This window comes from Pseudomonas sp. B21-021, from assembly GCF_024749205.1.
GTDB lineage: Bacteria > Pseudomonadota > Gammaproteobacteria > Pseudomonadales > Pseudomonadaceae > Aquipseudomonas > Aquipseudomonas paraglycinae.
In genome coordinates this window covers 3,399,923-3,422,054 of sequence record NZ_CP087192.1, presented here as the reverse complement: position 1 = coordinate 3,422,054, position 22,132 = coordinate 3,399,923, and the positions used below count along the sequence as shown (strand labels likewise).

The following is a 22,132-nucleotide window of genomic DNA, read 5'->3' as shown; positions in this document are numbered from 1 at the left end:
GCGCGAGCGTTACCGGATCGTAACAGTGCAAATTTGCCGTGTACAACGGGGATATGTGCACGGGCTGTCTGCATTTTTACCTTAGGCCAAATGCACAGGATCGCGGCTTCTTTTCAATCGACAACGCTGACAGGGACTGGCTCTGGACTCAGCGGAACACCTGGCCAATGCTGCGCCGCTTGGCATGCAGTTCACTGGCATGAATCAACTGCTCCAGATCCTCCGGCGTGACATCGATGAACGCCTCCATATCGGCCAGTGCCCGTTTCAGATCCTCGGCCGTAATGGACTGAATATCCACCGGCGCCACGGCCGGCGCCGGTTCGGCGGGGCGTTTCGGGTAGCGGATGCGGGTGAGGTTGTTGTAGGCCAGTGCGGCGAGCAGCAGGCAGGCGGCGCTGAGCATCACCGGTTCCAGGGCTTTCCAGTCCATGGCAATGGTCATCGGGTCGGCCAGCACCATCGTCAATGCGACGGCGCCGGCCGGTGGGTGCAGGCAGCGCAGCCAGCACATCAGGATCAGCGCCATGCCTGCGGCGAGGCAGGCGCTGCCGAGGGTTCGGCCGAGGACGTGGGCCACCAGCAACGCGACGACGCCTGCGCACAGGTAGCCGCCGATGATCGACCATGGCTGGGCGAGGGCGCCGGACGATACGGCGAACAGCAGCACCGCCGAAGCGCCCAGCGGGCCGATCAGGTGGTAGGCCACTTCAATGCCGAACACCTGACTGCACGCCCACACGCTGAACAACGTGCCCAGGGCCATGCCGATCGCGGCGCGGCTCCATTCGGTGGGACGGGTGTTGATGGCGGCGGGCAACCAGCGAGCGAGCATGCAGAATCGATCCTTTGCGAAATTCAGGGCAAAAAAAAGGACTTGTCCGTAAACGCGGAAAGTCCTTCGAAGTGTTCCAACTATTGGGGGAGGAACGCGCACAGTGTGCCAAGCAATCACGATGCTGACAAATTCATATAAATGCAGTTTCAGTGCATTATTTATGCAGTAAAGCCACGCGCCGCCCGCTCATGAAACACAGGAAGCCGCCCATCGCAGTCAATGCGCTGAGGGCATAGAACATGGTCGGCGCCGGCGTATGCATCAGCAGGAAGCCGCAGATCACCGGACTCAGCGCGCCACCCAGCGCCGCCAGATTCTGCGCGCCGTAATAGCTGCCGCGCAGTTCTTCCGGGGCCAGAGTGTCGACGAACAGGAATTCCGACGGGTAAATGATCATCTCGCCGAGGGTGAAGATGAACATCGCGATGCACCACGTCACCAGGCTGTCCGCCAGGCTGAAGCCGATCAAACCGAGGATGAACAGGCTGGTGCCAGCGGCGATCCAGTAGCGCAGTTTTTCCCGGTTGAGGAAGCGGCCGATCTGGTATTGCAGCAGGATCACTGCGATGGCGTTGCAGGCCAGCAGGGCGGCCATGGTTTGCAGGGCGCGCTGCGAGTCTTCGACCACCAGCAGGTATTGCGACAGGTACAGGGTGAAACGCCCGTGAACCACGGTGCTGAGCAGGCAACCGCAGGTGAACATGATCAGCGTGCGGTCGTTTTTCAGGGTGATCAGGGTTTTCAGAAAGCTTTGCGGCTGGCCGATGGCGGCGACGGGGCTGGCGTCCCTGGGAATACCGATCATCAGGAAGATGCTGCCGAAAGCGATGCCGGCAGCAATCAGGAACGGCGCAATCGGGTAGACCCCGGCGATCACCACGCCCAGCATCGGGCCGGTGGCGTAGCCGATGTTGGTCAGGGTATAGCGCAGGGAAAACGCTTTGGCCCGCTGGCCCATGGGCAGGTTTTCACTGAGGATCGCCTTGGAGCCGATCAGGAACAGCGCCGAGGCGGTTTCGGTGATGACCAGAGTCGCGGTGGTCAGGTACAGGTCTTTGGCGAAGGTCAGCAGCACGAAACCGATGGAGCTGGAGAGCATCGCCAGAATCAGTAACCGACGCTTTTCCAGCCGGTCGATGATGTAGCCGCCATACAGCGCAAGCAGGGTGGCGATGAACACCGCGATGCCCAGCAACAACCCGACGTCCTGTTGGTTGAGGCCGAGCTTGTTGCTCAAAAACAGGGTGAGCAACGGACTGGTGATGGCGCGGCTGACGACGATGGTCAGCGAGACGATCATCAGGCGGCGGATAACGAGCGAGTAGGTGGCCACGGAAAATCAAATGTCCTTATTCGGTTAACAGGTGCTCGAGATCGCGCACGGAATCCAGCGTTTGCAGTTGCCGCAGCTGCGCCAATAAAGGCTCGGCCTTGACCGGTGAAATCACCCGCAACGCCAGACTGAAAAACTTCTCCTCCAGCGCCGCCTCGACACACAGACTCGCCTGACGTCCGTCGCGGGTTCGCACAACGACCACCGGTTCGCCATCCTCCGACAGTCGCTCATCCACTTCAAGGCGAATGCGCGCCAGCCAGTGAGCGATGCACGGATCGTTGCGTGGCTGCTCATCGTAAGCCTCGAGTCGGCAATGACCGTGCACCAGTCGCGCGGCGAGGGCGTAGGGCAGGCTCATCTGCGCAGCGGCCAGACTTTTGATGTCGCGACCGCCGCACATGTCGAGCAGAAACCCGCACAGGTTGACCTGAATGTCTTCCACCTGATCCGCGCCGACCTGCAATTGCTCCAGCAACAACCCAAGCGCATCGATGGCCGAATGGGTGCCACGGCAAGCGGCGTAGGGCTTGATCGAACAGCGCGCGAGTTTCCAGACGCGCCCCAATTCGGCATCCAGCGCATCCGGCTGCGCGCTGCCCGGCGCCAGCGTCTTGAGAAATCCACCCCAGACATCCTCGAACAACACCGACGGCCCACTGACACCTTCACGAGCAAAACGCGCGGCGAGCAAACCACCTTCGGCCGCACGGCCACTGTGCAGTTTCTTGCTTTGCGAACCGTCGTGAATGAACGCCCACAACCCGCCACTGAAACTGCCGGCGATGCCGAGTGCCGACACGGTTTGCCCGACATTCAGCGCAAAGATCCGTGCACAGGCCGCCGCCGCGCCGAACACGCCGCAAGTGGCGGTCGAGTGCCAACCGGCGCCGTTGTGCGCCGAATAACTGCCGCAGGCTTCCAGCACCCGCCGGCCGATTTCGTAGCCGATCACCACGGCAGTGATGAACTCGTGACCGTCCACCGGCCGGTCCACCAGCGACAGCGCCGCCATCACTGCCGGCAACACCACCGCGCCGGAGTGATCGCAACCACCGGTGTCGTCCAGCTCCAGCGCATGGGCGGCGATGCCGTTGAGCAACGCCGCATGTCCCGCGCCGACCCGCAATGACGAACCCCAGACCAGCGCGGTGCCCGGCTCTGCGCCGAACACCTGCCGCGCCTGAAGCGCCACCGCGCTGTCGGCCCCGGCCAGTGCTGCGCCGAAGGTGTCGAGAATGTGTCGCTTGGCCTGCTCCACCAACGCTGGCGGCAGGTCTTCAAACCCTGTTTCGACGCAAAACCGCGCCAGCCGCTGCATGCGTTCCGTCATACGAGGTAGTCCCGATAATGGCGCTCATACACCGACGCCGGATGATCCTGCGCGACCGGCGCCGCCGTTTGCGCCCACCACTGCGCGACCTCAGCGCCGGTGGCGATCCACACATCGTCATGCTGCTGAATGCCTTGCAGCAATTCCCGCAGCACGCCGATGCGCCCCGGTGTGGCGATGATTTCCGGGTGCAGGCGCAGCACGTAGCACAGGCCGAAGCGGTGGAATCCGGCGAAGTCCATTTGCAGGTTGCCCAGGGTGTGGCTGTAGGAAGCGATCCGCGATTGCGCCGGCGGCACGGCCGGGCTCAGGTTGAAGGCGAAGTAAGGCTCGTCTTCCAGTTCGTAATGCAGCGGCAACTCGACCACTTCAGGCGCGGTCGGGTGCAAGAACGGCAGGTCATCGCCACGCCATGACGAAGACCAATAAATGCCGTGATCTCTTAATGCTTCAATGAAGCCCGGCGCGCCGTTACCCGCCGGAATCCGGAAACCGGTTGGATGCACGCCGGTCAATGCTTCCAGCGCTGCACAGCCCTTGGCGACTTCCGCGCTTTGCGCCGGCAGATCCAGCGTGTCGTAATCCTGATGGCGGTAACCGGCGCAGGCGATTTCATGGCCGTCGGCCAGAATCGCGGCGATGTGCTGCGGGTTTTCCTCGGCAACGATGCCGGGCACGAACCAACTGCTGCGCACCCCGAGTTCCCTGAACAGGCCGAGCAATCGCTCGACGCCGCGTTGCGTGCCGTAGCGCCACACCGACAGTGTCTTGTCGCGCCCGGCGACTTCCGGGGCCTGGGTGAGAATGCCGTGGATGTCGTTGTAATCGACGGTCAGCACCACCGTGCAGCGTTTGCCGGCGGGCCAGAGGTTATCAGCGTCAGCCATGGTGATGCTCCTTCAGCCACCAGCGGGCGACGTCGCGGCACGTGGCGAACCACACGTCATCGCGCTGGCGCATGTGTTCGAAGAGTTTCTCCAGCAGCAGGATGCGCCCCGGTTTGCCGGTGATTTTCGGGTGGAACAGGGTGGTCAGGCACAGGCCTTCGTCCATCGCGCCGTCGTACTCGCGTTGCCAGTTGTCGAGGGTCAGCTCGTAGCTGGCGGTGCGATCGAGCCCGGACGGGAAGTTCGGTGCGCGGGTGTAGGCGAGGGAGGCGTAGTCGTCCATTTCCCAGCGGCCGGGGATTTCCACCAGCGGCGTGTCGTGGCCGGGGACGTTGACCAGATACGGGCGATCATCGCCGCGCATGCTGCTGGAATAGATGACGCCGTTGTCCGCCAGCATCGCCGGGGTTTCGGCACGCCAGTCGCCGGACGGGGTGCGAAACCCCTCGGCACGGATGTGCAGGTATTGCCAGAAGACGTCGCGGGATTTGTTCATCACGGCCTGCTGCTGGTCCAGCGTCAGGGCGTAGAAGGATTCGTGTTTGTAGCCGTGGTAGGCGACTTCATGGCCGCGCTCGACGATGGCCTGACATTGTTTCGGCCAGTTTTCCACGACCCACGCGGGGACGAAGAAAGTGGTCGGGATCTTGAAGGCGTCGAGCAGGTCGAGCAGGCGTGGCAAGGCGCGGTAGGGGCCGTAGCCGCCGAAACCGAAGTATTCGGGTTTGTGCCAGATCGAGCCGTTGAGCATGGCGTCGCCGGTCGGGCCGTCGAGGTCGAAGGCCAGGGCGAGGCAGGCTTTGTGCTGGTCGGGCCAGGTGGGTTGGGGGGAGGACATCAAGGGTGCTCCAACTGTCTGAAGATGGGCACCTGACCTGTAGGAGCGAGCCTGCTCGCGATGACGGTATGACTGGCGGCATCAATGTTGAATGTGCCGGCCTCATCGCGAGCAGGCTCGCTCCCACATAGGGTCGCGGTGCCTGCAAAATTACTTGCCGGCGTTAATGGTCACATCCTTGATCGCACCCAACTCCAGATCCCACTTCTTCAGAATCGCGCCATAACTGCCGTCATCCACCATGCTCTGCAGCGCCACTTTCACCGCTTCACTCAACTCAGGCTTCTTCTTGCTCACCCCCAACCCGGTGAACTGCACGGAGATCGGCTGGCCGACCGTCTTGTACATGTCCTTTTCCTGCGTCTTGAGGTACGACAGGGTTTCGCTGCCCTGCATCGCCGCATCGATGCGGCTCTGACGCAGTTGCGCACGGGCGTCGGCCGAGCCTTCGGTGCCGATCACGTTGATCGCAGGTTTGCCGGCGGCCTCACAGTTTTCCTTGCTCCACGCGGCGATTTCCGCCGGGAACGTGGTGCGGCGGCTGGTGCCGACTTTCTTGCCGCACAGGTCGATGATCTCGTTGGTCGCCGCGTTTTTCTGCAAGGTGTAGAACTGCGGGCCGCTGGTGAAGTAGTCGACGAAGGTCACGCTGGCCTGACGCTCGGCGGTGTCGGTCATGCCCGACAGGACCATGTCCACGCGGTCGGTGGTCAGGGCGTTGATCATTTGCTCGAAGCCGGTTTCCTGCCACTTGATCTTCACCCCGAGACGCTCGGCCAGGGCGTTGCCCAGATCGTAGTCAAGGCCGGTGAGCTTGTTGGTGGCCGGGTCCTTGAAATCCATCGGCGGATAGTTGGGCATGATCGCGACGACGATCTCGCCTTTTTCCTTGATGCTGGCCGGCAACTCGGCGGCCACGGCGAAACCGCAAGACATGAGGGAGGTGAGTACTGCTGGAATGACGAAGTTCTTCATGGACGTTCTCTTATGAGTGTTGTGAAGGCCAAAGGGGCCTCAGGTTCGAACGGCAGAAATGAAGCTTTGGGTGCGCGGGTTTTGCGGACTTATTAGTATTTCTTCGGGGCTTCCAGCCTCCACGATCTGCCCGCCGTCCATGAACACCATGCGGTTGGAAACCTCCCGGGCGAAGCCCAGTTCATGGGTGACGACGATCATGGTCATGCCGGTCTGCGCCAGATCGCGCATCACCGACAGCACCTCACCGACCAGTTCCGGGTCGAGTGCCGAAGTGGGTTCATCGAACAGCATCAGCTTGGGTCGCATGGCCAGGGCGCGGGCAATCGCCACCCGTTGCTGCTGACCGCCCGACAACTCGATCGGGTAGCTGTTGCGTTTGTCGGCCAGGCCGACCCGGGCCAGCAGTTCCAGGGCTTCTTCGTGCGCCTCCTTGGGCGAACGCTTGAGCACCTGGCACGGGCCTTCGATGATGTTTTGCAGCACGGTCATGTGCGGAAACAGGTTGAAGCGCTGGAACACCATGCCGGTGGCCAGGCGCTGGCGGGCGATCTGCGACTCGTTGAGTTCGTGCAGCTTGTGCCCGACCACGCGGTAGCCGACCAGTTCGCCATCGACCCAGAGGCCGCCCTTGTCGATCTTTTCCAGCTGGTTGACGCAACGCAGCAGGGTGCTCTTGCCCGAGCCGGACGGGCCGATGATGCACAGCACTTCGCCTTGCTCGACCTCGATGTTGATGTCCTTGAGCGCGTGGTACTGGTCGTAATATTTGTTCAGGCTCACGGCCTTGACGATGTTTCTCATGACGGATTCCTCAAGAACGCTTGCCGGCGCCGCGAGCGAAACGACGCTCCAGACGGCTTTGACCAAAGGACAGGACGGTGACGGTGGCCAGGTACCAGATACCGGCGACGATCAACAGCTCCATGACTCGGGCGTTGGCGTAGTAGATGTTCTGGGCGTTGTAGAGCAGTTCCGAGTACTGGATGACGCTCGCCAGGGAGGTCATTTTCACCATGCCGATGAATTCGTTGCCGACCGGCGGAATGATGATCCGCATGGCCTGGGGCAGGATGATCCGGCGCAGCGCCTGCAGGCGTGGCATGCCGATCGACTTGGCCGCTTCGTATTGGCCGGTGTCCACCGACAGCAGGCCGGCGCGCACCACTTCAGCGGTGTAGGCGCCCTGGTTGATGCTCAAGCCGAGCAGGGCAGCCACGAACGGGGTCATCAGGCTCACGGTGTCGAGTTCGAACAGGCCGGGAATGCCGATGGTGGGGAAGATCAGCGCCAGGTTGAACCACAACAGCAGTTGCAGAATCAGCGGCGTACCGCGAAACAGCCAGGTGTAGGTCACTGCCACGTAACGCAGGATCGGGTTGGCCGACATGCGCATGATCGCGGTGATCACCCCGAACACGATGCCCAGCGCCATGGCCAGCACGGCCATGATGATCGTGTTGAACAGGCCCCACATGATCGCTTCGGAGGTCAGGAACTGGCCGATGTACGACCATTCGATCTTGCCTTCGGCGAAGGCCCGCACCAGGCCGATGATCGCGATGACGATCACGGTGGCGAAAAAGATCCGCCCGTAATAACGCCGCGGCACATGCTGGTACTGGGTAATGTCGAACTGGTTTTCCGCCAGTTTGCGCTCCGCCTGGAGTCGTTCTGCCTGAGTCTGGCTCATGGTGTTTCTCCGAACTGTACTTTCAAATCCAACACGATCACTGTGGGAGCGAGCTTGCTCGCGAATAGGCCGTGTCAGGCGACATCGAGGTTGAATGACACACCGCATTCGTCGGAACGCCGCCCGGAGCAAGCTCGCTCCCACAAGGTTATGTGCCATGGCCGTTAGAGGCGGAAGCCCTGGTAGTTTTCGGTCCACTGTTGTTGCGCGGCGAGGGCGGTTTTCAGGCGGCCGATCTGCTCGCGCACCTGTTGCGGCGCGGTGCCGCCCCAGCCGCTGCGGGCAGCGATGGCGGCTTCCAGGGTCAGGCTGTCACGCACGTCTGCCGTGAGGCGCGGGTCGATCTCGGCCAGCAGCGCCGGCGAGGCTTCCCACAATTCGAGGTCGTGTTTTTCGCAGGCCTGCACCAGCGCACCGGTGATTTCGTGCGCTTCCTTGAACGGCACGCCGCGCACGGCCAGCCAGTCGGCGACTTCGGTGGCGAGGGTGAAACTTAGTGGCGCCTGACGCCGCAGTTCCTCGACGTTGACGGTCATGGTCGCGACCATCCCGGCCATTGCCGGTAGCACCAGCAACAGGGTGTCGACGCTGTCGAGCACGCCGTTCTTGTCTTCGCTCAGGTCGCGGTTGTACGACAGCGGCAGGGATTTGAGCGTCGACAGCAGGCCGGTCAGGTTGCCGATCAGACGCCCAGCCTTGCCCCGGGCCAGTTCGGCGATGTCCGGGTTTTTTTTCTGCGGCATGATCGAGCTGCCGGTGGCGTAGGCGTCGTCCAGATCGACCCAGCGGAACTGGCGCGACGACCACAGGCAGAATTCTTCGGCCAGACGCGAGATGTTGATCCCGAGCATGCTGGCGATGAACAGGAATTCGGCGACGTGATCGCGGCTGGCCACGGCGTCGATGGAGTTTTCGCAGACTCCGGCGTAACCCATTTCCTTGGCCGACTGTTGCGGCTGGCGAGCGATCGCAGAACCGGCCATGGCCGCAGCACCGAGAGGCGACAGCGAGGTGCGCGCGTCCCAATCCACCAAGCGTTGCACGTCACGCAGCATCGATTGGGCGTGGGCCAGCAAGTGATGGGCGAACACGATCGGTTGCGCTTGCTGTAAGTGGGTGAAACCGGGGCAGATGCTCTTGACGTGCTGCTCGGCCTGATCCACCAGCGCCGTTTGCAGGGCCAGCACTTCCACGGCCAGGGTGCGGACGTGATCACGCAGGAAAAGGCGCAGGTCGTTGGCGGTCTGGTCGTTGCGTGAACGGCCGGCGCGCAGCTTGCCGCCCAGTGCGCCGAGGCGTTCGGTCAGCAGGCGTTCGATGAAGGTGTGAACGTCTTCGTCATCCAGCGTCGGGGCGATGCGCCCGGCAGCGAAATCGGCACCGATGCCGTCCAGGGCTTCGATCATCGTGCGGGTTTCCTGCTCATCCAGCAGGCCGGCACGTTGCAGTTCCCCGGCGTGGGCCTTGGAGCCGGCCAGATCGTACGGCGTCAGGCGGAAATAGCGCTCGGGGCAACGGGACAGGGCCGCCAGGGCTGCGGACGGGCCGCTTTTGAAACGGGCACCCCAGAGACGGTCGGTGGTTTGAGACATTTGTTGTTTTCCTCGTCGGTAACGCGAACTGAAATCGGTGTGCATGGCCCTGAAAATCGCGCTGGCTATTTAGCCAACAGCAGCAGACAGAATCAGGCCAAAGCAGTTTTCAAGAGGGCAGTTGCAAAGAGACAAGAGCTGATCGAAGTGTCAGCTTTTAATGTTTGGCGATCAGTGAGTTGGCACTGATGTTCGGGATTTTTTGGCGGTTGCCAAGGCTTGTTTTCTGTGATCATTATTATTAGCCGGCGATGTTTTTGTTGTTGGACACAGATTGTTGAACATTGCGCCAGAGGTAAATCAGCATTATGGAAACCCCACTTTCCAATTCCGGAAACCCACCGGTCAAAACCGCTCACCGGGCACCTTTGGCCCTCAGCGGACTGGATTTCAAACTGCTCAAGGTGTTCAAGGCGGTGGTCGAGGCCGGCGGCTTCAGCGCGGCGCAGAACGAGCTGAACGTGGGCCTGGCCGCGATCAGCAAGCAGATTTCCGACCTGGAAATCCGCATCGGCATGCGGCTGTGCACCCGGGGGCGCGAAGGGTTTCACCTGACCGAAGAAGGGCGTCTGGTGTATCAGGCGTCGATCGATCTGTTTGCCTCGGTCGACAACTTTCGTGACCGGCTTAGTTCAGCGCAGAACGAACTTATCGGCGATCTCGGGGTGGGGGTGATCGATAATACGATCAGTGACGATAATTCACCGTTAGTTGCTGCGCTTAAAAAGATAAATGAACATTCGCCGAAAGTAAGGTTTCAACTTCAAGCCACCCAGTTGGATGAAGTAGAAAGAGGCGTAGTAGAGGGGCGCCTAGTTGCGGGAATAGTCCCGGTTTATCAGAAGCGCGAAGAGTTCGATTATTACCCGCTCTATGAAGAACGCTCGCAGGCTTACTGCGCCGTCGGCCACCCGTTGTTCGAGATGCCGGCGGAGCAGATGGGCGGCAACGTGCTGCAGGATTACGAGTGCATCAACCACCGCTACGCAATCCATCGCGACAAGCTCAACTTTGCCCGCTACGACAGTTTTTCCGCCTCGGCGACCCAGGTCGAAGCGGTGGCGCTGCTGATCAAGACCGGGCGTTTCGTGGGCTTTCTGCCCCGGCATTACGCCGCCACGCTGGTGGCCGCCGGGCAGTTTCGCGCGGTGTGCCCGGAGCTGATTCACTTCGACACGCCGTTCAATCTGATCCTGCGGCACAACACCGTGCGCAGTCCGCTGGTCAAGGCGTTCGCCCAGGCGCTGGGGGTTGATCTCAAGCCGACGGCGTGAGTATCAGGCGCATGGCGCAACGTCGCTCGCCGGGCAAACCGTGAGCGATTTCATCGCGCAATACATGGCTCAGACGTACGTCGCTGTCGTCGGCGTTCAATAGCGTAAAACCCATGCGTTGATAGAACGGCGCATTCCACGGCAGATCGCGAAACGTCGTCAGCGTCACCGCCCGAAGTTGCCACAGACGCGCCTGTTCAATCGCCGCCAACAGCAACTTGCTACCGACGCCCCGACCCTGAAAGTGTTGGCTGACGGACAGTTCCTCAATGTGCAACTGTTGGTCGACAGTCACCGCCCTTAAAAAACCTGCAAGTTGCCCGTCGTTGTTTTGCGCGACCCACAGTTCGCCCCGTTCAATGGCCGGTAAATGCGCCGAAGCCTGCGGCACAGACGCATCCGCCAGCCAGGCCAGTGACGGGTCGAGGCGAAACAGTTCGGCGGCCGAGCGCTCGATGGCGGGGAGGGCGGTGGCATCGGCTGCCAGGGCCTGTCGCACGGTAAAGGTCATCAGTCTGCGGTCCCTGTCGAAATCACGTCGCGCAGGTTAAGGCGTCAGCCACAGCAACACATAATCGTTTTTGTCGAAACGCCCGCTCAGCACCGGCTGCAGCGTTCCGAGCGGCGTGCCTTGCAGGGCTTGATAGTCGCTGCGATCCATCATCAACCATGCCGGCCCCTTGAGTGCTTCGAGTACTTGCGTGGTTTCAGTGAACAGCGGTTGCAGATCCTGCTCGACGTTGACCATGAACTTGATCGCTTTGGCATCCTTGCCCATGCCGTGCAGCACCAGCGGCGCGGGTTGCTCGTGGATCCGCACCATGGCCGCCTGGCTGAAGGTTCGCGTGTCATACAGCTGGCGCTCCACCGGCTCGAACACCAGCGCGTACGCCGACCAGACCGCCAAAACAGAGCTGAACGCGAGGACTTCGGTTCGCCAGCGCGGCAGCCACAACCGCGACAACGCGGCCAGTTGCAGCAATCCGAGCACGATCATTACCGGCGTCAGGTCGGTCAACGACTCGGGAAACCGCCGCTGCGCCACCCACAACAAGACGATCAACAATGCGGGAGTCAACAACCACAATCCCTGCATGGCGACACGCAGCCAGGCAAACACCCGGCCGTGCAACACCTGAAACGGATACGCCGCAATGATCGCCGCCATGGGCAGCATCGGCAGCAGGTAACGGGCCTTTTTCGCCTGTGGAATCGACAGCCCGAGCATCACGATCAACCCCGCAACGGCGCAATACTGCACCAGTCGCAAAGCCGGGCCGCGTTGCCGGGGCTTGCTCAACCATGCCGCCGCCAGTGCCAGCAAGGCCAGCGGATACGCCAGCGCGTAGTTGCCCAGTGAGCTGGTGAAGTAATACAGCGAACCGCTGACGCCTTCGCTGCCGTCCATGCGCCCCATGAACTGCATGCGGATCACGTCCTGACGAAACGCCGGCCCGCCGCTGACCTCCGCCAGCCACAACAACAGCCCGACGCACGCCACCAGCAGCAGCGAAGCCAGCACACCGAAGGTCAACAGGCGCCACCATTGGCGATCCAGCAGGTAATAACTGCACAGCATGCCGGTCGGCACCACCAGCCCGATCGGTCCGCGAATGCCGAACCCCAGCAGCAACAGAATGAACACTAGCGGCCAGCGTCGTCCGGCAGTGAAATGGTCATGGGCATAGCCGAGGTAGAACACCGAAAACGCCACGGCGGCGAGCATCAGGTCCTGCGACACCGCGCGGGTTTCGGTGATGAAGGTGCTGGTGAGCATCAGCAGCGCGATGCTGACCACCGCCCAGCGCACGGATGAAGGCGCGAGCAAGCGATACATCAACGTCACGATCACCGCGCCGGCCACTGCGCTCGGCAGCCACGCCGTCAGGCTGTTGACCGTCCCGAACGGCAACGACAACAGCCAGATGAACAAGGTCGAGAGCGACGAATAATCGGCGTAAGGCTCACCATAAGTGGTGGGAAACACGCTGGGCCCGTGGCGCAGCATTTCCTGGGCGAACAACACGAAACGCGAGTCAAAACCGATGGGTGCCTGCTCGTACACGCCGGCGATGAACAGCAGAAACGCCAGCAGCCCTGCGATCAGGGACTGCCGGCGCAGGGCAGGGGTTAAACCGATCAAGCCACGTCCGAGGCGTGCGGCCATTGCTGCAATGGAATCGGCAGGGTGCGCGATTCGCCACGGCCCATCGGGAAGTAATGGAAGCCGTTGCGGGCCAGGCGTTCGGCGTCGTACAGGTTGCGGCCGTCAAAGATCACCGGGGCCTTGAGGCGTTGCTGGATCAGGTCGAAATCCGGCGCCTTGAACTGCTGCCATTCGGTGCAGATGATCAAGGCGTCGGAACCGGCGAGTACCGATTCCGGAGTGCCCATCAGCATCAGTTTCGATTCTTCCGGGTACAGATGCTGGGTTTCCTGCATCGCTTCCGGGTCAAACGCCCGCACGCTGGCGCCGGCGGCCCACAACGACTCCAGCAAAACCCGGCTCGGCGCATCGCGCATGTCGTCGGTGTTCGGCTTGAAGGCCAGGCCCCACAGGGCGAAGGTCTTGCCGCGCAGTTCGCCCTTGTAGAACGCGTTGATCCGTTCAAACAGCTTGTGTTTTTGCCGCTGGTTGATCGCTTCCACCGCTTGCAGCAAGTCGCTGGAGCAGTGCGCCTCTTCGGCGCTGTGGATCAGGGCGCGCATGTCTTTGGGGAAGCACGAGCCGCCGTAACCGCAACCGGGGTAGATGAAGTGGTAGCCGATGCGGCTGTCGGCGCCGATGCCCTGGCGCACCGATTCGATGTCCGCGCCCAGGTGTTCGGCCAGTTCGGCGATCTGGTTGATGAAGCTGATCTTGGTCGCCAGCATGCAGTTGGCCGCGTACTTGGTCAGCTCGGCACTGCGCAGGTCCATGAACATGATGCGGTCGTGATTGCGGTTGAACGGCGAATACAGATCGCGCATCACGTCGCGCACTTCTTCGCGCTCGCAGCCGATGACGATCCGGTCGGGCCGACGGCAGTCGGCGACCGCCGAACCTTCCTTGAGAAATTCCGGGTTGGAGACGATATCGAACTGCAACAGGCGCCCGGCCTTGACCAGCGCCTTGTCCAGGTGGGTGCGCAAGGTGTCGCCAGTGCCGACGGGCACGGTGGATTTCTCCACCAGAATCAGCGGCTGCTCACGGTGGCGGGCCACGGCGTCGCCCACCGACAGCACGTAACGCAGGTCGGCCGAACCGTCTTCTTTCGACGGGGTGCCGACGGCAATGAACGCGACCTTGCCGTGCTGCACTGCGAGTTTTTCATCGCAGGTGAATTGCAGGCGCCCGGCGTCCAGACCCTCGCGAACCAGGCTGGCCAGCCCCGGCTCGAAAATGCTGACGTGACCCTGGCGCAGCAGCTCGACTTTCTTCTCGTCGATGTCCATGCACACCACGTCATGGCCGACTTCGGCCAGCACGGCGGCCTGCACCAGGCCGACATAACCGCTACCAAACACTGTGATTTTCATGGCGAACTCCTCAATTCGGGCGCACGGGCCGGACGAGTGTTGATGGTGATGACCCCGAGCATGACCAGCGCCACGCCCAGTGATTTCGAGAAACTGAAGGATTCGTTGAACAGCGGCAGGCTGGCCGCCAGCAGGTACACCAGCGCGTAGCTGATGCTCAGCAGCGAATAGGCCCGGCCCAGCGGCAGATCGCGCAGGGCGGCGAGCCAGCAGAGCATCGACAGCGCATAGGCGAAGATCGCCGCGAGCACCACGGCCAGCGCAACTGAATCGACGCTGGGCACGGCCAGCCACTGATCCGGCTGGGGCAGGCGCGTCATGCTCCAGCGCATGCTCAGTTGCGCCACGCTGACCAGCAGCACGCTGGCCAGGGCGAAGAAGATTCCACGACGCTGGTTCATGACTGCTGCCCCAACAACGCCACGCCACCGATTACCAAAAACACGCCGAACCAGTGTTGAACGTCGACGGGCTCCTTGAACACAAAGCGGGCGATCAAGGTGATGATCACGAAGTTGAGGCTGAGCATCGGGTAGGCGATGCCGACTGGCAGGCGCTGCAATACCAGCAGCCACACCAGCAGACCGGTGCCGAGGGCAAACAGCGCCAGCCACAGCCACGGCGATCGCACTTTGCGCGACCACGACAGGCTCGCACCGCGCCAGCTCTCGACGGCGTATTTCTGCGCGACCTGGCCCAGGCAGGTCAGCAGGCAGGCGAGCAACAGCAGCCACAGGCTCATGAGGCCTCCTGCGGAAGAATCATGATCACCAGGTTGCCTTGCTCATAACGAACGCCGTCCTTGGGCAGTCTGTCGAGTTCGTCCAGTTCGTCTTGCCCCTTGACCCGCATCACCACGCCGACCGAACCGGTCTTGCGGGCTTCGCGCATCCACTGTTGCACCTGATCGGGATCGACCCGTTGGTGAATGCCGTCAGGATAGGCAAGGCCATATTTCAATTCGCCTATCGTGTTGTACATCGCCACCTGCGGGCGTTTGACCCGCCAGGACAGGGCCGACGCAGCGCCCAGGTCGTTGCTCAACAGGTGCGTGGTGGCCGCCAGTTCCGTCTGGTGGGCGAGCACAAACTGGTCGGGCATCTTGTTCGCCACCACCGATTTGGGCAGTGCCGCCGGCAGCAACGCGATCAGCAGCAGGCTGCCCACCGCCGGTGCCGCCCAGCATTGCAACGGACGGAAGGCCTGCAGCAGGTTGCTGATGATCCAGCCGGTCAGGGCGATGAACACCAGCACCAGACTGTGCAATTCGTGGTCGTACAGCGGACGCTTCAGTTGCACGTAAACCAGCCCGATCAACACGGCCAGTCCCAGCAACAGGTTCAGCAGGCCATTGAGGCCCAGCGCCCGGCCTTGCTCCAGACGCAAGCGATCGGCCAGCGCATGGCCCAGCAGCAACGCCAGCGGCAGCAGGCACGGCAGGATGTAGGTCGGCAGCTTGCCGTTGCTCAGGCTGAAGAACAGCAGCGGCATCAGCAGCCACAGGCCGAGAAACGCGATGCCGGTTTCGCGGCGGGTCTGCCACGCCTGCTTGAATGCCACCGGCAACATCCCGACCCACGGCAGACTGAACGCCACCAGCAGCGGCAGGTAGAACCACCACGGCGCGTCATGCTGGGCATCGTCCCCGGCAAAGCGGCGGATGTGCTCGTGCCAGAAGAAGAACCGCCAGTAATCCGGTTCCTGACCGTGCACCGCCAACACCCACGGCAGGCTGACGATGATCGCCACCGCAATGGCCAGCGGGCCGTACAGCAGCAATTCCTTCCAGCGTTTTTGCCAGAGCATCCACGGCAAAGCGATCAGCACCGGCAGCAGCCAGGCGAGAAAACCCTTGGTCATGAAGCCCATGCCGCAGGCCAGGCCCAGCACCGCCCAACCGGCCAGGCGCTGACCGTTGGAGCGGCTGTCGAGGGCAAACCACAGCGCCACCAGACTCAGGTTGACCCAGAAGGTGAATTGCGGATCGAGGTTGGCGTAACCGGCCTGGCCGGCGACGATGACGAAGCTCATGTAGAGCAGGGCGCAGACGAAGCTTTTGCGCGGGTCATTCCACAAACGGCGAGCGATGAGGAAGCACAGCAGCACGCTCAGCCCGGTGCTCAGGGCCGAGGCAAACCGCACGCCGAACAGGTTCTGCCCGAACACGGCCTGCCCGATGGCGATCATCCAGTAACCGGCCGCCGGTTTTTCGAAGTAACGCAGGTTCATGAAATGCGGCGACACCCAGTTGCCGCTCAGCAGCATTTCCTGGCTGATCTGCGCATAACGGGTTTCATCGGGAATCCATAGACCATGACTGCCCAGCGGCAGCAGATAGGCCAGCAGAAAAATCCCCAACAACAGCGGCAATGCCCAGCGTTTGCTCATGCGCCTTGCACTCCCAGCCAGCCTTCGCGGCCTTCGAGGGCACCGCGTTGCACGCGGCCGACGGGCAGGGTGTTGAGAAACGCGGGCAGCAGATTGCCCAGCGGCTGGAAGTTGATATGTCGCTGGCGTGCGTCGGCCAGCAGTCGACGAAAGTCTTCGGCCATCAGAATCCCTTCTACTTCGGCGTGAATGGTGTAGACGTTGAGGTTGTCCGGGCGGAACCGGTCGAGGATGAAGGCGTTGAAATCCTTCGCCGCCACGCTCGGCCCGACCACTTCATCGAAGGTCGGCAAGTCCACCGGAATCTGCGGCGCACCGACCGAGCCGTCGGCCAGCAACGGGCGGAACAGCCGCTGCCCACGGCAATCGCTGTTGTAGCGAAAGCCGAAGGCTTGTTTGGCTTCGATCACACGCTCGTCCGCACGCCAACCGGCGGCGGCTGAACAGGTGACCTTTTCGCCAAGGATGTCGCTCAAGGTGTCGACGCCCTGACGGATCTGCTCGACCAGTTGCGCATCGTTCCAGTGCCCGGCATTGGCCTGCCAGCCGTGGTGATCCCAGGCGTGCAGGCCGACTTCGTGGCCGGCGGCCCGGGCCTGACGCATCAGGTGCCCGAGGTCGCGGCCGATCGGTTTGCCCGGCCAGGCGGTGCCGGCGAGCAGGATGTCCCAGCCGTAGAGGCCGGCGGCGTTGGAGCGCAGCATCTTCCAGAGAAACTGCGGACGGATCAGGCGCCACAGATGCCGGCCCATGTTGTCCGGGCCGACACTGAAGAAAAACGTCGCCTTGATCTGCGCTTCATCGAGGATTTCCAGCAAGCGCGGCACGCCTTCGCGGGTGCCGCGAAAGGTGTCGACGTCAATGCGCAAACCGGCCTGCATCAACGCTTGCTCTCGATTTCGAGCATCGCTTCACGCAAGAAGAAGTCCAGCGTGTTGCCGATGGTCTCGCGCATTTCCACGGTCGGCGTCCAGTCCAGCAGGCGCTTGGCGTTGGCGATGCTCGGTTTGCGGTGCTCGACGTCCTGGTAACCGGCGCCGTAGAACGCCTTGCTTTCCACATCGCGGAAACCGGCGAACGGCGGAAAGTTGGAACGCAGCGGATGAGCCTCGAACTGGCGGAACAGTTCTTCGCCCAACTGACGAATGCTCGCTTCGTTGTCCGGGTTGCCGATGTTGATGATCTGGCCGTTGCAGACGTCGTTGTCGTTATCGATGATTCGTGCCAGCGCCTCGACGCCGTCGGCGATGTCGGTGAAGCAGCGTTTCTGCTCGCCGCCGTCGAACAGGCGGATCGGCGTGCCTTCCACCAGATTGAGGATCAACTGGGTGATGGCGCGGGAACTGCCGATACGCGCCGAATCGAGGCGATCGAGCCGTGGGCCCATCCAGTTGAAGGGACGGAACAGGGTGAAGTTCAGGCCCTTGGCGCCGTAGGCCCAGATCACCCGGTCCAGCAGCTGCTTGGACACCGAGTAGATCCAGCGCTGCTTGTTGATCGGGCCGACGATCAGGTTCGAGCTGTCTTCGTCGAAGTGTTTGTCCTGGCACATGCCATAGACTTCCGAGGTCGACGGGAAGATCACGCGCTTGTTGTACTTGACGCAGTAGCGCACCAGTTTCAGGTTTTCTTCGAAGTCGAGTTCGAACACCCGCAGCGGATTGCGCGTGTATTCGATCGGCGTGGCGATGGCTACCAGCGGCAGGACCACGTCGCATTTCTTGATGTGGTACTCGATCCACTCCGAGTGAATGCTGATGTCACCTTCGACGAAGTGGAAACGCGGATGGCTGCGCAGGCGGTCGATGGCGTCGGAGCCGATGTCCAGGCCATAGACTTCGTAGCGCTCGTCACGCAGCAGACGCTCGGACAAATGGTTGCCGATGAAGCCGTTGACGCCGAGGATCAGCACCCGCGTGCGGCGTGGCCCGCGACCGGACTCGGCGCCGCGCAGCAGCGAGCCGTCCACCAGACCGAGTTCATTGGCCAGTTGCGGGCCGCTCAGGTACAGGCCGTTGTCGTTGCGCTGGCCGGCGTTGATCACCAGCGAATCTTCACCGCAGGCGATGCGCAGCGGATCGACACTGATGACCCGGCCCGGCGCCTGGCCTTCGTTGCCCTTGACCACGTCGGCGCTCCACACGATCAGCTTGTGCTCGCCCACGGCGCAGAAGGCGCCGGGGTAAGGCTGAGTCACGGCCCGCACAAGGTTGAACAGTTGCTCGGCCGGTAGCGCCCAGACCAGTTTGCCGTCTGCCGGGGTGCGACGGCCGAACACCGTGGCCTGGGATTCGTCCTGCGGGGTTTCCCGCAGCTTGCCGTGCAACATCGCCGGCAGTGCATCGCGCAGCAGGTCGCTGGCGGCGATCCGCAGTTTGCCGTGCAGGCTCAGCGCGGTGTCGCTGCGTTCGATGGCCACGCGTTGCTGGGCGAGGATGGCGCCGGCGTCGGCGCGCTTGACCATCCGGTGCAGAGTGACGCCGGTTTCGGTTTCGCCATTGACCAGCACCCAGTTGGCCGGGGCGCGGCCACGGTAGCGCGGCAGCAATGAGCCGTGCAGGTTGAACGCGCCTTTTTTGGCGGTGGCCAGCAATGGCTCGCTCAGCAGGTTGCGATAGTAGAACGAGAAAATGTAATCCGGATCGAGCTTGGCAATCCGCTCGATCCACAACGGGTGGTTGGCGTCTTCCGGTGCATGAACCGCGATGCCTTTGTTGGCGCACAGTTGCGCGACGGAGGCGTAGAACGCATTTTCCTGTGGGTCATCGGCATGGGTGAATACCGCCGCAATGTCGTAGCCGCTGTCGAGCAGGGCTTGAATGCCGGCGCAGCCAATATCGTGGTAAGCGAAGACAACAGTTTTTGCGCTCATGAGAGAACCTGATCGGACGTGGAGTTGGAAGTGAGGCCGTCAACGGTGATGGCGGGTGCCGGCGTGGCGGGGTGCCCGCGCAGGACTTTTTCGATGAAGAAACGCGGGCGGGCGCGCACATCGCTGTACATGCGCCCCAGGTATTCGCCCAGCAGGCCCATGCCGATGAACTGGCCGCCGGTGAACACGAATAGCACGGCGAACAGCACGAACAGACCGTCGCCGGCCCATCCGGCGCCAAAGGCCAGGCGCAGGACGATCAGCGCCGCCGCGAACAGCACGCCGAGGCCGGCCATGGCGAAGCCGACGATGCTCAACAGACGCAGGGGCGTGGTGGTCATGCAGGTGATCAAGTCGAACATCAGGTTGATCAGGCGCATCGGGCTGTATTTCGAATCGCCGTGTTCGCGCTCGGCGTGGGCCACGGTGATTTCCGTGGTGTGGCGGGCGAAGCTGTTGGCGAGGATCGGAATGAACGTGCTGCGTTCGCGGCAGGCGAGCATCGCGTCGATGATGGTGCGACGGTAGGCGCGCAGCATGCAGCCGTAGTCGCTCATGGCGACGCCGGTGGAGCGTTGCACGGCGAGGTTGATCAGCTTCGACGGATAGCGGCGCAGCGCCGAATCCTGACGATTGCCGCGCACGGTGCCGACCACGTCAAAGCCCTTTTCGGCCTCGGCCACCAGGCGCGGGATCTCTTCCGGCGGGTTCTGCAGGTCGGCGTCGAGGGTGATCACCACGTCGCCCTTGCACTGTTCGAAACCGGCCATGATCGCCGCGTGCTGGCCGTAGTTGCGGTTGAGAATGACCGCCACGAACGGGCTGTCTTCGACTGACGCGGCGTCTTCGAGCAATTGCGCGGAGGCGTCGCGGCTGCCGTCATCGACCAGCACGATTTCGTAGTCATGCCGCAATTGCTGGCAGGCGGCCTGGGTGCGGCGCAGCAGTTCCGGCAGGCTGTCTTCTTCGTTGTAGACCGGGATAACGATCGACACGCAATGAATCGGATAAGGTCTCACGGGCGTTTCCCCATCAAATGTTCAATGGCCCCGACGACCCGGTCCAGATCCTGGTCGGTCATGTCGGGAAACAAGGGAATCGAGCACAGCCGCGCCGAGTTCCACTCGGTGTCGGGCAGGGACAGGTGCGGATCACGCTGGCGATACCAGGTGTGCAGGTGGGTGGCGATGAAGTGAATGCCCGTGCCGATGCCTTGCTCCTGCAAACCCTTCATGAAGGTTTCGCGGTCGATGCCGCAGCGCTCGCTGTCGATGCGCAGGATGAACAGGTGCCAGGCGTGCTGCTGGGCGTATTGCGGCACAGCGAGCGGTTGCACCGGCAGGCCTTCGAGTTTTTGCAGGTATTGCGTGGCCAGTTCGGTGCGGCGGGCGTTGATTGCGTCCAGACGCTCCAGTTGCACCAGCGCAATCGCGGCGTTGATATCGGCAAGGTTGTACTTGAACCCGGGCTCGATCACCTGGGCCTGGGGTTTGCGGCCGTGGGTCAGGCGGTCGTAGGCATCGACGCCGAGGCCATGAAACTTGAGCATGCGCACCCGGTTGGCCAGGGCTTCGTCGTCGGTGACGAACATCGCCCCTTCGGCACAGGTCATGTTCTTGATCGCGTGGAACGAGAAGATCGCGGTGCCTTGCGAACCCACGTGGCGGCCCTTGTAGCGGGTGCCGGCGGCATGGGCGGCGTCTTCGATCACGGCGATGCCGTGCTTGTCGGCCAGCGCGTAGAGCGGATCGAGATCGAACGCGGCGCCGGCGTAATGCACCGGAATGATCGCTTTGGTACGCGGGGTGATGGCGGCTTCGATACGCGCGGCGTCGGTCATCAGGGTGTCGCGGTCGACATCGACGAACACCGGCGTGGCGCCGAGCAGGGAAATCATGTTGGCGGTGGACACCCAGGTCTGCGACGGGGTGATGACTTCATCGCCGGGGCCGACTCCCAGCGCCAGCAACGTTACATGCATGGCACCGGTGGCCGAGGAAAGTGCCACGGAGTGGCGGCAACCGACGTACTGGGCAAACTGTTCTTCAAGAGCCTGGTTTTTCGGCCCGGTGGTGATCCAGCCGGAGCGCAGAACTTGCTCCACGGCGGCAATTTCTTCATCACCGATACTGGGGCGGGAGAAGGGGAGAAACGCCTGACTCATGCACACCTCATTGCAAAGAAAAAAGAAAAAGACCCATTGAACAATTGGATCCAATCAAAGCGTAGACGCGAAAAAATCCTTTGCATCAATAAGTTGCCAAGACGACATAACGTCGGGTTCGGTTGACTTTTCAGGCATTGCCCGGCAGCTTGGGCAGCGCCGGCACAGGACTCAGTGGAATTAAGGTTATGCCCGTTTTTGTGAAAGGAACATGAAAAACCGGTCGGCGAATCGTTTATCTGAAACCCATACAGCCACTGTTCAGACTTCTACCGTTTATCGCGGTTTTTAGTAGAAAAGTCCTACGGAAGTGTTCCCCTTATATTAAGAATGTTGCAGTTGTTAGTTGCTGTGTTGAACTGCTTTTACTCAAGGCCCGACGTTTGATTGACTTACCCGTTGCATCCCCCGACACCGTGAAAACCA

Annotated in this window: 20 protein-coding genes; 1 reads left to right on the top strand and 19 read right to left on the bottom strand. The window is 62.1% G+C overall.

Annotation, left to right across the window (positions count from 1 at the left end):
• Positions 1-148 precede the first annotated feature (148 nt).
• The 9 genes from LOY31_RS15185 to argH all read right to left on the bottom strand — a co-directional run bounded on the left by LOY31_RS15185 (position 149) and on the right by argH (position 9,489).
• A complete protein-coding gene (locus LOY31_RS15185; protein ID WP_236188453.1) occupies positions 149-835 on the bottom strand; it encodes an HPP family protein in 687 nt (228 codons plus the stop codon).
• Positions 836-992: 157 nt separating this feature from the next.
• The gene (locus LOY31_RS15180; protein ID WP_258711779.1) at positions 993-2,171 is read right to left on the bottom strand and encodes an MFS transporter; all 1,179 of its coding nucleotides are present in this window, start codon (positions 2,169-2,171) and stop codon (positions 993-995) included.
• Between the two features lie 16 nt (positions 2,172-2,187).
• Entirely contained in the window at positions 2,188-3,504 is a 1,317-nt protein-coding gene (locus tag LOY31_RS15175; RefSeq protein ID WP_258711778.1) for an MmgE/PrpD family protein, read from the bottom strand.
• Positions 3,501-4,391: a polysaccharide deacetylase gene (locus LOY31_RS15170; RefSeq protein WP_258711777.1), complete on the bottom strand. Its 891-nt coding sequence runs from the start codon at positions 4,389-4,391 to the stop codon at positions 3,501-3,503. The genes LOY31_RS15175 and LOY31_RS15170 overlap by 4 nt, the downstream gene beginning before the upstream one ends.
• Positions 4,384-5,232, bottom strand: coding sequence for a polysaccharide deacetylase (locus LOY31_RS15165; RefSeq protein WP_258711776.1), 849 nt, complete (start codon positions 5,230-5,232; stop codon positions 4,384-4,386). Before LOY31_RS15165 ends, LOY31_RS15170 begins: the two co-directional genes overlap by 8 nt.
• A gap of 147 nt (positions 5,233-5,379) precedes the next feature.
• Complete coding sequence (locus LOY31_RS15160; RefSeq protein WP_102686101.1) at positions 5,380-6,204, bottom strand: ABC transporter substrate-binding protein; 825 nt, start codon at positions 6,202-6,204, stop codon at positions 5,380-5,382.
• A gap of 39 nt (positions 6,205-6,243) precedes the next feature.
• Entirely contained in the window at positions 6,244-7,008 is a 765-nt protein-coding gene (locus LOY31_RS15155) for an amino acid ABC transporter ATP-binding protein (protein WP_039768627.1), read from the bottom strand.
• Positions 7,009-7,018: 10 nt separating this feature from the next.
• Positions 7,019-7,897 (bottom strand): amino acid ABC transporter permease, encoded by an 879-nt coding sequence (locus LOY31_RS15150; RefSeq protein WP_011334265.1) that lies wholly within the window; start codon positions 7,895-7,897, stop codon positions 7,019-7,021.
• A gap of 164 nt (positions 7,898-8,061) precedes the next feature.
• A complete protein-coding gene (argH, locus tag LOY31_RS15145) occupies positions 8,062-9,489 on the bottom strand; it encodes an argininosuccinate lyase (RefSeq protein WP_258711775.1) in 1,428 nt (475 codons plus the stop codon).
• Positions 9,490-9,797: 308 nt separating this feature from the next.
• On the opposite strand from argH, the gene LOY31_RS15140 reads away from it, so the two are divergent.
• Positions 9,798-10,763: a LysR family transcriptional regulator gene (locus LOY31_RS15140; protein ID WP_258711774.1), complete on the top strand. Its 966-nt coding sequence runs from the start codon at positions 9,798-9,800 to the stop codon at positions 10,761-10,763.
• Here LOY31_RS15140 and LOY31_RS15135 read toward each other — a convergent pair.
• From LOY31_RS15135 to arnB, 10 genes are read right to left on the bottom strand one after another with little or no spacing between them, the layout of a single operon-like run.
• Positions 10,747-11,274: a GNAT family N-acetyltransferase gene (locus LOY31_RS15135; protein ID WP_258711773.1), complete on the bottom strand. Its 528-nt coding sequence runs from the start codon at positions 11,272-11,274 to the stop codon at positions 10,747-10,749. The genes LOY31_RS15140 and LOY31_RS15135 overlap by 17 nt on opposite strands.
• 36 nt (positions 11,275-11,310) lie before the next feature.
• Positions 11,311-12,930 carry a glycosyltransferase family 39 protein gene (locus tag LOY31_RS15130; protein WP_258711772.1) on the bottom strand — a complete coding sequence of 540 codons (1,620 nt, stop codon included), beginning with the start codon at positions 12,928-12,930 and terminating at the stop codon, positions 11,311-11,313.
• The gene (locus LOY31_RS15125) at positions 12,903-14,282 is read right to left on the bottom strand and encodes a UDP-glucose/GDP-mannose dehydrogenase family protein (RefSeq protein ID WP_258711771.1); all 1,380 of its coding nucleotides are present in this window, start codon (positions 14,280-14,282) and stop codon (positions 12,903-12,905) included. The genes LOY31_RS15130 and LOY31_RS15125 overlap by 28 nt, the downstream gene beginning before the upstream one ends.
• Entirely contained in the window at positions 14,279-14,683 is a 405-nt protein-coding gene (gene arnF, locus LOY31_RS15120; RefSeq protein ID WP_258711770.1) for a 4-amino-4-deoxy-L-arabinose-phosphoundecaprenol flippase subunit ArnF, read from the bottom strand. The genes LOY31_RS15125 and arnF overlap by 4 nt, the downstream gene beginning before the upstream one ends.
• The gene (arnE, locus tag LOY31_RS15115; RefSeq protein ID WP_258711769.1) at positions 14,680-15,024 is read right to left on the bottom strand and encodes a 4-amino-4-deoxy-L-arabinose-phosphoundecaprenol flippase subunit ArnE; all 345 of its coding nucleotides are present in this window, start codon (positions 15,022-15,024) and stop codon (positions 14,680-14,682) included. The genes arnF and arnE overlap by 4 nt, the downstream gene beginning before the upstream one ends.
• The gene (gene arnT / locus LOY31_RS15110) at positions 15,021-16,670 is read right to left on the bottom strand and encodes a lipid IV(A) 4-amino-4-deoxy-L-arabinosyltransferase (protein WP_258711768.1); all 1,650 of its coding nucleotides are present in this window, start codon (positions 16,668-16,670) and stop codon (positions 15,021-15,023) included. Before arnT ends, arnE begins: the two co-directional genes overlap by 4 nt.
• Positions 16,667-17,551, bottom strand: coding sequence for a 4-deoxy-4-formamido-L-arabinose-phosphoundecaprenol deformylase (gene arnD / locus LOY31_RS15105; protein WP_258711767.1), 885 nt, complete (start codon positions 17,549-17,551; stop codon positions 16,667-16,669). The genes arnT and arnD overlap by 4 nt, the downstream gene beginning before the upstream one ends.
• Complete coding sequence (gene arnA, locus LOY31_RS15100) at positions 17,551-19,542, bottom strand: bifunctional UDP-4-amino-4-deoxy-L-arabinose formyltransferase/UDP-glucuronic acid oxidase ArnA (RefSeq protein ID WP_258711766.1); 1,992 nt, start codon at positions 19,540-19,542, stop codon at positions 17,551-17,553. The genes arnD and arnA overlap by 1 nt, the downstream gene beginning before the upstream one ends.
• Positions 19,539-20,561, bottom strand: coding sequence for an undecaprenyl-phosphate 4-deoxy-4-formamido-L-arabinose transferase (gene arnC, locus LOY31_RS15095; protein WP_258711765.1), 1,023 nt, complete (start codon positions 20,559-20,561; stop codon positions 19,539-19,541). Before arnC ends, arnA begins: the two co-directional genes overlap by 4 nt.
• Complete coding sequence (arnB, locus tag LOY31_RS15090) at positions 20,558-21,706, bottom strand: UDP-4-amino-4-deoxy-L-arabinose aminotransferase (protein ID WP_085603486.1); 1,149 nt, start codon at positions 21,704-21,706, stop codon at positions 20,558-20,560. Before arnB ends, arnC begins: the two co-directional genes overlap by 4 nt.
• Between the last annotated feature and the right edge of the window lie 426 nt (positions 21,707-22,132).